Raw genomic sequence first — 15,228 nt, forward strand, 5'->3', positions numbered from 1 at the left:
TATATTATTTCATTCTTGAACGATTCCATGAGCACGATCCAACGCTTCAATACCAATGCCCGTATGAGCCAGCTGGTGCTGGCCAACAATTTTGCCTTCGTCGCCGGCCAGGTGGCGGACCATCCGGGTGCGCCCATCCCGCAGCAGGCCAGCGAAGTGCTGGCCAAGGTCGATGCCCAGTTGCAGGCCCAGGGGATCGCGCGCGAGCGCATCGTCAGCGCCAATGTCTGGCTCTCCAGCCCGGAGCATTTCGCTGCCTTCAATGCGGTGTGGGATGCCTGGGTCCCTGCAGGCCATGCGCCCACGCGTGCCTGCGTGCAGGCACTGCTGATGGCCCCTGGGCTGGACGTGGAAGTGGCCGTCATCGCCGCCCTCTGAAAAGATCACGGAGTTTGCCCATGAGCCAGCAAGGCCGCGTCGACTATCTCATCATCGGGGCCGGCATCGCCGGTGCCTCCATCGCTTACTGGCTGGCGCGTCACGGCAGCGTGCTGCTGCTGGAGCGCGAATCGCAGCCGGGCTATCACAGCACCGGCCGCTCGGCCGCGCTCTACATGGAAAGCTATGGTCCGCCGCAAGTGCGCGCGCTGACCTGCGCCAGCCGCGCCTTCTTCGATCATCCGCCGGAAGGTTTTACGGAACATGCCCTGCTCACGCCACGGGGCGCATTGTTCTATGCCACCTCCGCCTTGCGTGACGAACTCGACGCCCATGAGGCCCTGGTGCGTTCGGTCTCCGACAAGGTGCAGCGCCTCGATGCGGCGCAGACCCGCGCCATGGTGCCAGTGCTGCGTGAGCAAGACCTGATCGGTTCGGTCTACGAGGAAGATGCCAGCGACATCGACGTGCATGCCTTGCACCAGGGCTTCCTGCGCGGCGCGCGGGCAGCGGGTGCGCGCGTGCTGTGCAATGCCGAGGTGCAGTCGCTGCAGCATGGCCATGAGCAGGGAGAGAGCACGTGGCATGTGCAGACGAGTCAGGGCGAGTTGCGCGCGGGCGTCATCGTCAATGCCGCCGGTGCCTGGGCCGACGAGATCGGGCAACTGGCCGGAGCCGCACCCATCGGACTGGTGCCGAAGCGGCGTTCAGCCTTCACCTTCGCGGCACCGGCCGATAGCGCCCACTGGCCGATGTTCATGCCGGTCGATGAATCTTTCTACATCAAGCCGGATGCCGGCCTGCTGCTGGGTTCGCCGGCCAATGCCGATCCGGTCGGACCGCACGACGTGCAGGCCGAGGAACTGGATATTGCCATCGCCATCGACCATATCCAGAACGGCACGACGCTGGAGATCCGGCGTCCGGCGCACGTCTGGGCCGGCCTGCGTTCCTTCGTGAGCGATGGCAGTTTCGTCGGCGGCTACGACGCCAAGGTGCCGGATTTCTTCTGGGCTGCCGGGCAGGGCGGGTATGGCATCCAGTCTTCACCGGCGGCGGGCGAGGCCTATGCGGCCCTGATCCTGGGCGAACCGGTGCCGGCGCATATCGCGCGCTTCGGGGTCGATGCCGCGGCCTTGAGTCCGGCGCGGCTCGGCTGAACGGCCGCGAGCACCGACCCCTTGCGCGGCTCAGGCCAGCTTGAGGCTGGCCGTGCTGCGCATCTGCGCTGCCTCTTCCTGTGCCTGCATCGCCTCCACCAGCTTGTGCAGTACCTGGCCGGTGAGGCGAGCGAGCAGGCCCTCGTGATCCTGCTCATACTTCTTCAACAGCCGCAGGCAATCCTGATCCACCCACATCCAGTCGCCGCTGCGGCTCTGCGGCGGCAATTGCGCGCGTGCCGCCAGCGGCAGCGGCGCTATCTCCTCCTGCCAGGCCCACAGGTAGTCGTGACGATGCGAGCGCGTGAAGGGCAGCCCGCAGACCTCGGCTACCAGCGGGTCGTGGCGCATGGTGAAATCGATGATCTCGCGCCGCAGGCTGCCGTCCGGCATCGGATGCAAGGCTTCGATCCAGCAATGGTAATCCTTCAGTTCAGACAGCTTGCGCGCACTGCGCCGTGCCTTGCGGCCCGGATGCATGGCAACGTAGAGACCGCTGCCGCAGTCGATGACCTCGCCGCCCGACAGCGCCGTGTAAGGACGATTGAGCAGGAGGCGCAGCACGCGTGCACCGACCAAGGCGTAATCGGCGCAGCGCCCCAGCGTGCCCATGGTCAGCCGTGCTTCCGCGGCCGCTTCTTCCATGACCGCATTGAGGGCGGCATCGATCATGCCGCGCAGCGCCGGAGCGACCGGCAGCGTGAGGGCGGCACCGTTGGCGGCGGGGGCAGAGGCGAAGGGCACACCGGGACTCATGCGTGCTTCCTCATCGCAGGCTGATGAGCGTCTGCAATACCGTGTCCTGCACCTTGATGGATTGCGAATTGGCCTGGTAGACGCGCTGCGCCACGATCATGTTGACCAGCTCGGCGGTCAGGTCGACGTTGGATTGTTCGACGGCACGGCCCTGCAAGCTGCCGAAGGTGGCCGTGGTGGGGGGGCCGACCAGCGGACTGCCGGCCGCCGCCGTGGCCTGGTAGAGATTGTTGCCCAGCGGCTGCAGTCCGTTCGGGTTGGCGAAGTTGACCAGCACGATCTGGCCCAGCACCTTGGTTTGCTGATTGCTGTAGCTGCCCACCAGGCTGCCATCCTTGCCGATGCTGAAGCTGGAGAGCGTGCCCGGCGGCGAGCCATCCTGCGATTGCGCCAGGTTGGCAAAGGCCGAACCGGTCTGGGTGGAGCCGGCGTAGTTCAGTGCGATGGGCGTGGGGAAGCTGGCCCCGCCCTTGACCATGCTGCTCAGGTCGACCGTCATGCCGGTGCTGGCGGTGAGGGCACCGGTGGCATCGAAGCGCAGCGTGCCCAGCAGTTGCGGGCCGGTGGCCGGTGGCGCGGCGTTGATCAGCTTGCCATCCAGCGTGCCATACACCGACCAGGTGGTCGCGGGCGGGCTGCCGGTCGGCGGGCTCTTCACGTAGTAGGTCTGCAGCGAATACGGATTGCCCAGGCTGTCGTACACGGTCGCGCCGGTGGAATTGTTGTAGCTGTTGGGATTGGCCGGATCGAAGGGACTGATGGTCGGCACGCTCTTGCGCGAGTCGAGGTTGATCTTGGTGGTGATGCGCGAGGTGGCGGTGGCCGGGAGGGTGGCCGTATCGATCTTCAGCGGCACCGGATCGCCGCCTGCGGCACCGGCCGGATAGCCGGTGAGATAGGCTCCGTTCATGCTGGGGTTGATGAGGTAGCCATCCTTGTTCAGCTGGAACTGGCCATTGCGCCCGTAACGCGGTGACTGGTCATTCAGGTTGGCCGCCATGCGGAAAAAGCCGTCGCCGTTGATCGCCACATCCAGCGCATTGTTGGTGGTGGCGATGTTGCCCTGGGTGAAGGCCTGGCTGACATTGGCCAGTGTCACGCCGATGCCGACCGGCGAATTGCCGGAGCGGTTCATGGAGTTGGCATAGGCATCGGCAAATTGCACCTGTCCCTGCTTGAAGCCGACGGTGCTGGCGTTGGCCACGTTGTTGCCGACGACTTCCAGATGTTTGCTCGCGCCCTGCAGGCCGCTGAGTCCCTGTTGAAAGCTCATGGTGGTGGTTCCGTTGAGTGAGGTGGAAAAGGGCGTCAGGTCTTGCGCAGGCGCGCCAGTTGCTGGGTCAGGTAGGACTGCGAGGCCTGCATCCGGGCCAGCGTCAGGTTGAGGCGATTGAACTGGTTGGTGTAGCTGTCGCGCAGGTTGGACAGGCGTTCGCGGGCAGCGGCCTGCTGGTCGGAGACCGTCTTGAGGCTGCTCTGCAGGCCGCGCGTCTTGCCGGCCAGCAGCCCGGTCTCGCCCAGCACCTTGTCCAGCAGGGCCTGGCTGCGCGTGACCACGCCGCCCTTGTCGGTGAACAGGCGCGCCAGCGCATCGAAGCTGGTGCTGCCGGCCTTGCTCAGGCGGGCGTCGTCCAGGGCCAGCGTGCCGTCCTTCTTGAAACTCACGCCAATGGCCGCCAGCGAGCCATGCTCATTGCCGCTCACGGCCCCCAGCACCGCGTTGCGCAACTGCCCCATCAGGGCCTGCACCATCGTTTCGCTGGCCAGCGGTCCCTGTTCGCCGGCCTGGCCGCGCACCTTGGAGGGGACTTGCCGGGTGAGTGTGGCGACCGACTTGGTCAAGGCATTGAAGGCATTGACGAAGCTGTTGACCGCCTCCTTGGCACCGCTGTTGTCGTTGCTGACGGTGAGCGTGAAGCGGTCGCCGCTGCGGGTGGTCTTGTTCAGGTTGAGCGTCACGCCCGAGATGGCATCGCGGATCTGGTTGCCGGGGGCGGTGATGGCCACGCCATCGATGCTGAGCCGGGCGTCCTGCGGGCGTTGCAGCTGTCCCATGGCGCTGGCCGTGAGCACCGCATAGTCGCCGCTGCCGCGCAGGCGAATGGCATCGCTGCCGCCGTTGCTCAGCACCAGCCGTTCCACGGCCTGGTCACCCTGGCCTTCGCGCCGCACCGTCGCGGTGACGCCGGCCTTGGCCTCATTGATGGCGCTTGCCACGTCGGCCAGGCCCGGTGCGGTACCGGCCGTGCTGGAGACTGGTGACAGGCTGAAATTGCGGGTGCCAACCGTGAGGCTCACGGTCCCTGTACCGAAACGTTTTTCCAGCGCGACCGACGCGGTGCTGACATTGCCGGAAGGATCGGAAGCGAACACCGCAAAGTCCCCCGTGCCCGAGACCCGGATGGCGTTTTGCGCGCCGCTCTCCTTGGCGGTGAGCACCAGGTGTTCCTGCTTGCCGTCGCTGACGATGGAGGCATTCACGCCAGCCTCTGCCGCATTGATGGCATCGCGCACGCCGGCGAGGGTGTGGTTGGCGGGTTTGATGAGCGCGGTCGATCCCTGCCCGGTCTTGATCGCCAGCACACCCACGTCGAAAGTGGTGCCGGGGTTGATGCCGGCCGAGCTGAGCTTGTGCGCCTGCGCCAGTTGCTCCACGCTCAGCGCATAGCTGCCGGCCACCGCACGGGTGGCGTCGCGCGCGGCCTGGGTTTGCGTCATGGCACCGGGTCGCTGCTGCTGTGGGTCGAAGCTGATCGCGGAGAGGCTGTTGTTGGATCGTACGCTCAGCGTGTTGGCGGTGCCGCCGGTATTGGATTCCAGGACCAGGTGTTCACCGGCTTCGTCGCGCGTGACGCTGGCGGTCACGCCTGCGTTGGCGGCGTTGATGGTATCGCGCAGCCCGGTGACGGTGGCGTCTGCCTTGAGCGTGATGAATGTCGGTGGCCGGGTGCCGACCTTGATGGCCAGTGAATCGCCAGCCCGGAACAGTTGGCCGCTGGCAAAGCCGCTGGAGCGGATCTTCTGGGCCAGCGCGCGGGTGGAGTCATCGGCGTTGATGTCGGCGCTGATGGCGTCGGCCCCGGTCTTGACCTCGCTGCCACTGCCCGTGGCGTTGCCGCTGTTGCTGACCGCCGCCTTCTGGGCGCTGAACCTGGCGGCCGTCAGCCCGGCCAGCGCGCTCTGGTAGGTGCCGAGCGCCTTGTCGAGGCTGCCATAGGCGGCCAGCAGGGCATTGAAGCCATCGGCCTTGCTGGCCAGCGGCGTCAGGCGCGATTTGCTTTCCACGGCGACCAGCTGGTTGACCAGGTTGGCCACGTCCAGTGGACCCGCCGAGGTGGAGATGGAGCCGGTAGATGTTGCCATGTTGCCTCCGTAGCGCAGTCGGTGTTCAGGTGCCGGTGCGCACCAGCGCGCCGCGCACCTGCTGCGTGACAGCCTGCGTGAGCGCCAGGCGCTGGCGGGCTTCGGCGCGCTTGCGCGAGGGCAGGGATTGCAGATCCGGTGCCGTTTCTTCACATGGCAATTCGTAGTCGCCATCGCTGCGCCTTGCTGCGCCCAGTTCCTGCCAGAAAGCGTCATAGTCTGCGTGGACCCGCCCGCGCTTGCCGTGCCGGCTGGCTACGCGATTGCCATTGCTCACCAGCAGCACGCGGCTGCAGCCATGGCCGGCGCCGATGGCGCGCACCATGCGGATCATCAGCGCCTTGGGACGCAGGCCGAACAGGTCGCGCGTGGCGCGCCGGATCTGCTCGCGGCTGTCAGCGCCGCCGCCGCCCTGCAGGCAGCCGATGCGCACGATCCAGCAGTTCCCTTGGCGGCACAGGGTGAAGGCGGTCGAGAACAGGTGGTCCTGGCCGCGATACAGGTGCAGCGCCAGTTCGCCTTCGTGGTCCAGGCTGTTGATGGCGGCCAGGCGCACTTCGTAGTCCTGGCCCGACTTGCCCTGAAACTGGCCGATCGGGATCTGCTGCTGCGAGGCTTGCAGCACCAGCGGGGCCAGGCCACGGCGGATGACGAAGTCGTAGTGGCTGGTCAGGATCTCCAGCCGTTGCGGCCGGCGCAGGCGCAGAGACTGGTAGGGCCGGTAGATCTTGTGCAGCAGGCGCGGCGTGGCCACGGCCAGGGCCGCATGGGTGGCGGTCAGGTTCCAGAAATCCAGCCATTGCCGTGTCTGGCGCGGGGCCAGCAGGCCGCGTGCGCGCAGCTTGATCTGCCGGGCCAGGCGAGAGAGCGGCGCGCGCGGCTGGTCCGGAGCACTGAGCAGGCTGAGCGGCGCACTCGGGCGGGCCGCACGCAGGCGCGCGGGAACGGCCGCGTTCCAGGCCGGGGAGGGGCGGGCGGCACCGGTACTGGCACGTACCAGCTGCACGCAGCGGGCCACGCCCGGTACCAGCAGGTAACACGCCACGGCCAGCAGCAACAGGCTCAGGCAGGCCAGCAACGGTTCCTGGATGTCCAGCAGCAGCCCGTAAGGGCCGGGGGTATGCGGAACGGTAATGAACGACATGGGGACGACTCCTTGCACGATGAAGACAGAGAAAGGGAGCTCTCTGTCTTGCTTGTGCAACGAGCCGCGCAAAATGACGGTCTGTTACAAATTTTTTTTCAGGGGGGGCGTTGGCAGCGGTCAGGCGCGCTGGCGGAGCAGTTCAGAACTCGACGACATGGGTCAGGGTGAGCGTGCGGGACGGCTCCACGCCGATGGTGGTAGTGGCGAAGTCGCTGTAGAGGCGGCGGTCGAACAGGTTGCGGATGCCCAGCGTGGTGCGGCTGCCGCTGCCGCGATGGTAGAGGCTGGCGTCGACCCGGGTCTGGCCGGCGATGCGTACCTGCGAATTGCTGTCGCTGAAGGCCATGTAGCTGCTGCGTGCGGTGAGGCCGGCCCCGAAGCCCCAGCCGCGCCAGGCCTCGGACTGCAGGTCATAGGTGCTCCACAAGCTGGCGCGATGGTGGGCGAACTGCGCGATCCGGCGGTCTTCTTCGGTGCTCGCGGCCGGACGGAACAGGCTGTAGCTGTAACTGGCGATGATGTTCCAGCCGCGGGCCAGCCGGCCCGACAGGTTCAGCTCCACGCCCTGGCTGACGGCCGAGGGCAGCAGCACGTAGCTGTTGAAGGGCGAGCTGGTATCGGGAAACACGAACTGCAGCACATTGGTATGGCTGGCACGGTAGAGGGCGGCGGTGAAGATGGCACGGCGCTCCAGCAGCTCCAGCTTGAGGCCGACTTCCGCCGATTTGCCGGTGGTGGCGGGCGCACTGTTGATGCCGGGTTTGCCGCCATTGAGGCTGGAGTCCAGCAGCAGCTGGCCCGGGGTGAAACTGCGGAAGGCATTGGCGTAGACGGTGGCGGTGTCGCTGAGCCGATAAGCGATTCCGAGGTTGTAGACCGGGCCGTGCCGGGGCGGCGAGGTGTCGTGCTCGACCCCGTTCATGTCGACGTCCGAAGAGAAATTGTTGCGTTCCTGTTCGTAGCCGATGTTGGCCAGCAGCGTCCAGCGACGCCAGCGCACCTGGTCCTGCAGGTAGAGGTTGGAGGTGTAGATCGCGTCGCGGCCACTGACGATGCCGGGGGTATCGGTGATGGCCGGGAAGTCGCTGGCGACAGGCGGCCAGGTGACTCCGATGACGTTCGAATTGCTGGTGTCGCTGTAGCGGCGCAGGCGTGTGCGCGTGAAGCTGCCACCGGCCATCACCGTATGCTGCCACTCGCCGCTGACGATCTTGCGGGAGAGGCTGTTGTCCAGCCCGATGCTGTCCGAATGCAGCAGCGACTGGTCGCTCACGCAGATGCCGGTGCCTTCGTCGAGATCGACCGGCGAGCAACTGGTGTAGCCGGCGGAGTGGTAGCGCAGCCGCGTCAGGCGGGCCTTGCTGTTGAGACGCCAGCCGTCACCCAGGTCTTGCTCCCAGCGATAAAACAGCTCGCTCTTGGTGGCCTGGCTGTGATCGTCGGGCAGGCCCCAGGGCGTGTTGCGCAGGTCAGGGCCGGGGCCGGTGTCGGTGAGCATGGCGCTCTGGTAGCCGCCGAAGGGAGACCGTGTGACGTGGTGGCTCAGGCCTGCTACCACGGCGGTATCACGGTCCTTGTAGCCGAGCGAGGCGGCGAGGTAGAACTCGCGCGCGCCGTCGTAGCCATCCAGGGTGCGCTTGTCGTGGGTGGCCGAGAGGATCGTGCGATAGGTCCAGGCGCGGTCCTCCGTGAGGCTGCCGCCGAGGTCGAGGGCGCTGCGGCGATGGCCGCGATTGTCCACCTCCAGCGTCCATTCACGCAGGGTATCGGCCACCGGTTGCTTGGTCACGATGTTGACTGATCCGCCCGGTTCCATCGGTCCGCCGACCACGATGGAGTCGGCACCGCCCAGGACTTCGACGCGTTCGATGGCGGCCATGGGCACATCCAGCGAGGTGATGCTGCGTGAGCCGGCGACGCGGCCATTGGTCACGTTGGACAGCGAGACCAGATCGCCCCAGCCATCGCGCATGACCGGGGCGATGAAGCTGCGCACGTAGAGCGTACCGGCCTGGTCGACGCCGTCGCCGCGGCCATGGACCACGGCGCTGATGTTCTGCAGGCTGTCCACCACCGAGCGCGATTGCTGGCTTTCGAGAACGGAACTGGTGATCTCCTGCAGCGACACTGGCAGGGCCGACAGTTTTTCTTCCTGCCGTGTGGCCAGGCGGCTGCCGCGGGCCAGGAAGCCGCTGTCGAGATAACCGTGGCTGCTGTTGCGCTCCTCCCCGGTGCCGGTCTGCATGACCGGTGGCAGCGGCGGATTGTAGCGGGGCAGCACTTCCGGAATGCGGCGTACCCCGTATGAGCCATCGGCCTGCGCGACCAGTTCCAGCGGGCTGTCGGCCAGTGCGCGCTGCAGTGCCTGGGGTAGCGTGTAGCGGCCTTGCACGCCGTTGCTGGCGAGCCCGGCCGTCACCGCCGGATCGAACAGCACGATGCCACCGGCGGTACGCGCGATGGCGGCCAGCGTCGCTTCCATGCTGGCGGCGGGCAACTGGAAGTCGAACTGCGCCAGCGGGACGGAGGCGGAAACGATTTGCGCGGCAGCGGGCGCGGCCAGCAGCGCCAGCGGGCTGGCCGCGAGGCAGTGCGCCAGCAGGAGGGCGAGGCGGGTGGGGCGCATGAAGCAGGCGGGTTCAGGTGCGTGCGCTGATGGTGACCCAGTAGGGGCTCACCCGTGTCACCGAGATGGGCAAGGCGCTGGCCAGTGCCGACAGGGCGCGCTCGCTGTCATCCAGCGGGAAGGCACCGCTGATGCGCAGCCCCGCCACGGCCGGATCGAGCCTGAGGATGCCCGTGCGGTAAGGACGCAGCGCTGCCACTACTTCGGCCAGCGTGTTGTTGGCGGCGGTGTAGTAACCGTCGACCCATGAGGTTTCGCCGCCGGCATTGGCGCGGGCGCTGCCGATGCGGTCGCTGTCGAACCAGAGATGCTGGCCGCCGGCCAATTGGCCACGGGTATTGTTGCGGGTCACCACCCCGACCTGGGCGGCCTGCAGCGCTACCAGTTCGGTGCGGGCGGGCTGCAGGGCCATCGCCAGCGTTCCGCCCAGCAGCTCGGCGCTGCCATGCACGGTCTGGATGATGAAGGGCAGGTCCGCACGCGCCGCTACCTGCAGCTGGATTTCGCCCGCCAGCAAGCGGATTTGCCGCGTGCCCGATGCGATCTGCTGGTCGATGGCGCTGCGCGCGTTGAGGATCAGGGTGCTGCCGTCGGCCAGCAGGGTGCGGCGACGCTCGCCGGTACCGGTGTGCAGGTCGGCGCGCAGTCCTGCCAGCGGGGTGACGCGGTCGGCCAGCAGGCCGGCACCCACGGTGAGGCCGGCCAGAATGGCGATCTGCTTGAGGGCCTTGCGACGCCGGCTCTTCTGTTGCAGCGTGTTGCGCAGCACCTGGGGGGCGGCACCGACCTGGCGCGGAACGTCGAACTGCTGCACCGACTGCGCGAGATTGGCATAGGCCACGGCATGGCGCGGATCAGCCGCTTTCCAGTGTTCGAAGGCGGCTTGTTCGCCTTTGCTCAGTTCGCCTTGTTCGATCTGCAGCATCCACTCGATGGCCTGCTCCACGATCTTGTCTTCGTTCTTCATGCGCGCCGTTACCCCAGCGGCGCGAAGCCGGCGGCCTTGTAGCATTGCAGCAGGCCCTTGGCGACGTAGCGGCGGGCCACGCTGGGCGTGATGCGCAACTGTTCACCGATGGCCTGGTAGGTCAGGCCGTCGAGCTTGTAAAGCAGGAAGGCCGCGCATTCCTTGGCGGTCAGCCCGGCCAGCGCCTGGTCCATGGCGCGCAGGGCCTGCAGCAGTTGCAGCTGGTCTTCGGGCGAGATGGCCTGGGCTTCGCCGTTGGTGTGCGCCAGTGCTTGCAGGCAGGCCTCTTCCAGATCGCGGCGTCGCCACAGCTCGTAGACGATGCGGCGCGAGATCGTGGTCAGCAGCGCGCGCGGTTCGCGCACTTCCTGCGGCGGCGAGGTGAGCAACTGGGTGAAGGTTTCCGCGGCCACGTCCTCGGCGGCAAAGGCATCCCCCACGCTGCGCCGCAGGCGCGTGCGCAACCAGCCATGGTGTTCGATGAACATGGCTTCGATCTGGTGCATGGCGCCGAGCGGATCGGACATCAGAGGTGAACTCATGCGCGGTCAAAAATGCGAGTAATGTTCGAGGGGGAGGCCGCAGTGGCCATGCTGGTCTCATCACCAGTCCGCTCTTGTCGAGGGATGGGATGCGCTGCAAATTATAAGAGAAATTCACAGTTGTGAAAAAACTGCCTGCGACCATGGATGCGCCGTGCATCTGAGCATGCTTTTGATCAGTATCGACAGGCATTTCCGGGCGATTGACTTAGTCCGTTGTGTGACCAAAGTGTAAAGTTTCGATGGAGATTCCGTGACGGGATCGCTCCCGTAGTCAGTGTTTTGTCAGCTGCGGAGACATGTTGGTGATCTCATTCGCACCGGATGTCATTCATTTTTATTGCGAGTTCCTCTTTGATTTCTGCGCACTTCACTACGAATTTCCTGCGGCCGCATCCGGTTTGATCGAAGGCGTTACCGGACGCGGCAGCTGGCAGTCTTCCACCCGGTCGCGGCCGCGTTCTTTGGCGCGATAGAGTGCGCGGTCAGCTCCCGCGAACAGATCTTCGATGCGCATTTCGGGCCGTGGCACGCAGCTCATCACGCCGGCGCTGATGGTGACCACGCCACCGGCATTGCCTTGATGCGGGATCGCCAGTGCGCGCACACCATCAAGCACCTTCTGGGCGATGCGATGAGCATTGTCGAGATCGGTGTCGGGCAGCAGCAACGCAAATTCCTCGCCGCCGTAGCGCGCTGCCAGGTCGCCGTGCCGACGCTGCATCCCGCGCAGGGTGCGGGCCACGTCCTGCAGGCAGTAGTCGCCCTGGATGTGGCCGTACAGGTCGTTGTACTTCTTGAAGAAATCGACATCGAACATCACCAGCGACAGGGCGCTCTTGCTGCGGCTGGCATTGCGCATGGCCAGTTGCAGCTGTTCATCCAGGTAGCGCCGGTTGGGAATGCCGGTCATGCCATCCAGCATGGCCTGGGCCCGCAGGTTTTCGGTGAGCAATTTGAGGGACAGGTTCTTCTTTTCGATCTCTTCTTCGGCGCGATCGCGCATGCGCACCACGCGCAACAGATAGGCCGTCAGCAGGCCGACCAGCAGCGCCGCCGAGACGATCACCAGCAATTGCGCACGCTGCGCTTCGCGCCAGTCGGCCAGCATTTCCTCATGCGCCAGTGCGGCCGTGACGAACAGCGGATAGTCCGGCACCCGGGTGAAATAGTTCAGGCGCAGCACGCCATCCTGGGCCGACTGGATCACCGCCCAGCCCGACTGGCGCTGTTGCGCATGATCGCGATAGAGCGGCAGATCGGCCATGCTCTTGCCGAGGAACTCGCTGCCGTAGGGCCGGCGCAGCAGCATGCTGCCGTCGGTGCTGGCCAGTACCAGTGAGCCCTGCTTGCCGATGTTGAGTTCGTTGAACAGGCGCATGAAGTGGTCCAGGCTCACGCCCACGCGGATGACGCCGGTCGGCTTGCCCTGGCGCAGGCGCGTGCGCGTCACCGGAATGATCCAGCGGCCGGTGACGCTGCTGATGACCGGGGTGCCGATCTGCAGTCCACCGGTCTTGTCCTCCACACGGCGCTCTCCGCGCGCCATGGCCATTGCAGGTTCCATGCCGGACAGACCGGCGGGCTCCGCATGGGCGGGCCAGCGCTGCCGGGTGTGGCCCTGCTCGTCGATGACCAGCAGGCTGTCCAGTTCGGGAAAGAGCTGGCTTTGCCGGGTGAGCAGATCTTGCACCAGGCCTTGCAGTTCAGCCGGGGAGAGGCTGCGGCTGCCTTCCAGTCCGGCGATTTCCTGTATCAGCAGGTCGGCCGCACGAAAGCTCAGGTTGACCTGGGTAGCCAGGCCGGTGGCGAGGTTGAGGGTGGCGGTCTCGCCGCTCTTGATCGCTGCTTCACGGCTGCTGAGGCTGCCGTTGAGCAAGGCATAACCGAACAGCGCGCTGCCCAGGATGGCCAGGACCAGCGAGGTGATCCTGACCTTGTTGTTGAGACGAGTGAGGGGCATGGCTTACTCCGGGGGATGTTGGGTGAACGTGTCAATCTGAAATCAAATTAATCAAATTCACCATTTGTATTTTAATGCAAATGCATTTTGATTTCCTTTATTGCAATAGAAAGCCCCTTTTTAAAGGGCGGAATTTTGATGTGGATTAAGTCGCTTGTTGCTTTTCGGCAGGCATCGATCGATTCGCGAATTTCTCTCATTTCCTTATGGAATGGCTATTTCCGCATGGTAATGCTCACCATTTGTCACGCCTGGATGATTGATCCGGCAACTGTGGCGTGAAAATGCGACGAAATTTCGTCGTTAAAAACATTTTAATCGAATACGTTAAATAAATCGTTTATATTGCTTTCAGTCGGCTGGCAAGTGTCGGCCCGGCACAGGGGTTTCTTGGGATTGGCTCAGGTGTAAAAACGGAGAGGGGATGAAATGAAAATCACGGATATGAAGATCAGCGTCCGGTTGGGCGTGTGTTTCGCGGCACTCATTGCGGTGATGTGCCTGATCGCGGGCGTGGGCGTCAAGAATTTGTGGTCGGTCAGCGATGCCACCTCGGAAATCGTCAATGACCGCTACGTCAAGGTCGCGCTCGGTGCGCAGATGAGCGACAAGATCAACACGGCCGCCCGCAGTCTGCGCAATGCCATCCTGGCGCGCAATCCGGAGGAGGTGAAAAAATACCTCGACCGGGTCGACACCAATACCAAGGATGTCAGCGAGTTGCTCGGGCGGATGGAAAAACTCATCAACACGCCGCGCGGCAAGGAAATCTTTGCATCGCTGACGCAAGCCCGTGACGAGTACAGCAAGCACCGCGTCAAGGTGGTGGAGCTGGTCCTGCAGCAGAAACGGGATGAGGCCACGGCCTATCTGTTCGATGTGACGATTCCTGCTCAGGACAAATATTTCGCTGCGCTCAAGGACATGACCACGTTCCAGGCCGGCCTGATGGACAAGGCGGTGGAGCGCGCCAATGACGCCTCCAGCAATGCGGTCAACATCATGGTGCTGCTGTCGGCCGCTGCCATCGTGCTCTCTGCGCTGTGTGCCTGGCTGATCACGCGTTCCATCACTCGTCCGCTCAACCAGGCTGTGCAAGTGGCGACGGCTGTGGCGGCTGGTGACCTGACGGTGCAGATCGACAATGCGTCGAAGGATGAAACCGGCGCGCTGCTGGCCTCGCTCAAGGCCATGAACGACAACCTGCACCGCATCGTGACGGAAGTGCGCCAGGGCAGCGACACCATCAATACCGCTTCCGGCGAGATCGCCACCGGCAACCTGGATCTGTCCTCGCGCACCGAGCAGCAAGCCGGCGCGCTGGAAGAAACCGCTTCGGCGATGGAAGAACTGACCTCCACCGTCAAGCAGAACGCCGACAACGCCCGCCAGGCCAACACCTTGGCCGAAACCGCCTCGCAGGTGGCAATCCAGGGCGGCAGCGTGGTCGGTGAAGTGGTGCAGACCATGAGCCAGATCAACGATGCGTCGCGCAAGATCGTCGACATCATCAGCGTCATCGATGGCATCGCCTTCCAGACCAACATCCTGGCCTTGAATGCCGCCGTGGAAGCGGCCCGGGCCGGCGAGCAGGGGCGCGGTTTCGCGGTGGTGGCTTCTGAAGTGCGGACCCTGGCGCAGCGCAGTGCCGCCGCCGCCAAGGAAATCAAGACATTGATCGACGCCTCGGTGGAGCGCGTGGAAAACGGCAGTCGCCTGGTCGAACAGGCCGGTACCACCATGGATGAAGTGGTGGCCAGCGTCAAGCGCGTCACCGATGTGGTGGCCGAGATCACCGCCGCCAGCGGCGAACAGAGCGATGGCATCGAGCAGATCAACCAGGCCATCGTGCAGATGGATGAAGTGACCCAGCAGAATGCCGCGCTGGTGGAAGAAGCGGCCGCCGCTGCGCAATCGCTGCAGGAGCAGTCGGGCCGTCTGGTGGAAACGGTCAGCATCTTCAAGCTGAGCCACCAAGAAACGCGTCGCCCGGCACCGGTGGCTGCTACCGCGGCACGCACCGTGGACGTCACGCCCCGTGCCGCAGCACTGCCGCGCAAGCCGGCAGCCAAGGCCAGCGCACCGGCCAAGGCCCTGCCGGTTGCGCAGCCGGCCCTCAAGCCGGCCGCTGCAGAAGGGGATTGGGAACAGTTCTGAAGGGCCAGCTCAATCCCGCAAGGGGAGGGTTTGGCAAGCAGCGTGTCCATTGGGCGCGCTGTTTTTTTTTTATTGATTCAAGCCTGCATTGAGGCCTGAATTCAAGCGTGAATTAAAGCGTGAATTAACGCGTCAATTCACGTGCGAATTCTGAGCGAGATCCTGTACA

The 15,228-nt window shown here is 65.0% G+C and carries 11 protein-coding genes; 3 read left to right on the plus strand and 8 right to left on the minus strand.

The features are described 5' to 3' along the window. Positions 1-27 precede the first annotated feature (27 nt). Both JOD78_RS14565 and JOD78_RS14570 read left to right on the plus strand, forming a co-directional pair. Positions 28-378 (plus strand): RidA family protein, encoded by a 351-nt coding sequence (locus tag JOD78_RS14565; RefSeq protein ID WP_034333792.1) that lies wholly within the window; start codon positions 28-30, stop codon positions 376-378. A gap of 20 nt (positions 379-398) precedes the next feature. Next, positions 399-1,538 (plus strand): FAD-dependent oxidoreductase, encoded by a 1,140-nt coding sequence (locus JOD78_RS14570; RefSeq protein ID WP_209568621.1) that lies wholly within the window; start codon positions 399-401, stop codon positions 1,536-1,538. Between the two features lie 30 nt (positions 1,539-1,568). Here JOD78_RS14570 and JOD78_RS14575 read toward each other — a convergent pair whose 3' ends face one another. The 8 genes from JOD78_RS14575 to JOD78_RS14610 form a co-directional block, all read right to left on the minus strand. Next, a complete protein-coding gene (locus tag JOD78_RS14575) occupies positions 1,569-2,294 on the minus strand; it encodes a hypothetical protein (RefSeq protein ID WP_209568619.1) in 726 nt (241 codons plus the stop codon). A gap of 10 nt (positions 2,295-2,304) precedes the next feature. After that, entirely contained in the window at positions 2,305-3,567 is a 1,263-nt protein-coding gene (gene flgE / locus JOD78_RS14580) for a flagellar hook protein FlgE (protein ID WP_209568617.1), read from the minus strand. A gap of 35 nt (positions 3,568-3,602) precedes the next feature. Beyond that, complete coding sequence (gene fliD / locus JOD78_RS14585; protein WP_204725111.1) at positions 3,603-5,657, minus strand: flagellar filament capping protein FliD; 2,055 nt, start codon at positions 5,655-5,657, stop codon at positions 3,603-3,605. A gap of 25 nt (positions 5,658-5,682) precedes the next feature. Further along, positions 5,683-6,801, minus strand: coding sequence for a VirK/YbjX family protein (locus JOD78_RS14590; protein WP_209568615.1), 1,119 nt, complete (start codon positions 6,799-6,801; stop codon positions 5,683-5,685). A 142-nt stretch (positions 6,802-6,943) separates the two neighbouring features. After that, positions 6,944-9,430, minus strand: a complete 2,487-nt coding sequence (locus JOD78_RS14595) for a TonB-dependent receptor (RefSeq protein WP_204725112.1) — start codon at positions 9,428-9,430, stop codon at positions 6,944-6,946. 13 nt (positions 9,431-9,443) lie between these two features. Further along, positions 9,444-10,397 (minus strand): FecR domain-containing protein, encoded by a 954-nt coding sequence (locus tag JOD78_RS14600; RefSeq protein ID WP_209568614.1) that lies wholly within the window; start codon positions 10,395-10,397, stop codon positions 9,444-9,446. An 8-nt stretch (positions 10,398-10,405) separates the two neighbouring features. Next, positions 10,406-10,924: a sigma-70 family RNA polymerase sigma factor gene (locus JOD78_RS14605; protein WP_245202144.1), complete on the minus strand. Its 519-nt coding sequence runs from the start codon at positions 10,922-10,924 to the stop codon at positions 10,406-10,408. Positions 10,925-11,312: 388 nt separating this feature from the next. Further along, complete coding sequence (locus JOD78_RS14610) at positions 11,313-12,902, minus strand: diguanylate cyclase (RefSeq protein ID WP_209568613.1); 1,590 nt, start codon at positions 12,900-12,902, stop codon at positions 11,313-11,315. Positions 12,903-13,331: 429 nt separating this feature from the next. Here JOD78_RS14610 and JOD78_RS14615 point away from each other — a divergent pair, with 429 nt between their 5' ends. Then, positions 13,332-15,059, plus strand: coding sequence for a methyl-accepting chemotaxis protein (locus JOD78_RS14615; protein WP_204725115.1), 1,728 nt, complete (start codon positions 13,332-13,334; stop codon positions 15,057-15,059). The last annotated feature ends 169 nt before the right edge of the window (positions 15,060-15,228 follow it).

The sequence above is a fragment of the Herbaspirillum sp. 1130 genome, from assembly GCF_017833835.1.
Taxonomy (GTDB): domain Bacteria; phylum Pseudomonadota; class Gammaproteobacteria; order Burkholderiales; family Burkholderiaceae_D; genus Herbaspirillum; species Herbaspirillum huttiense.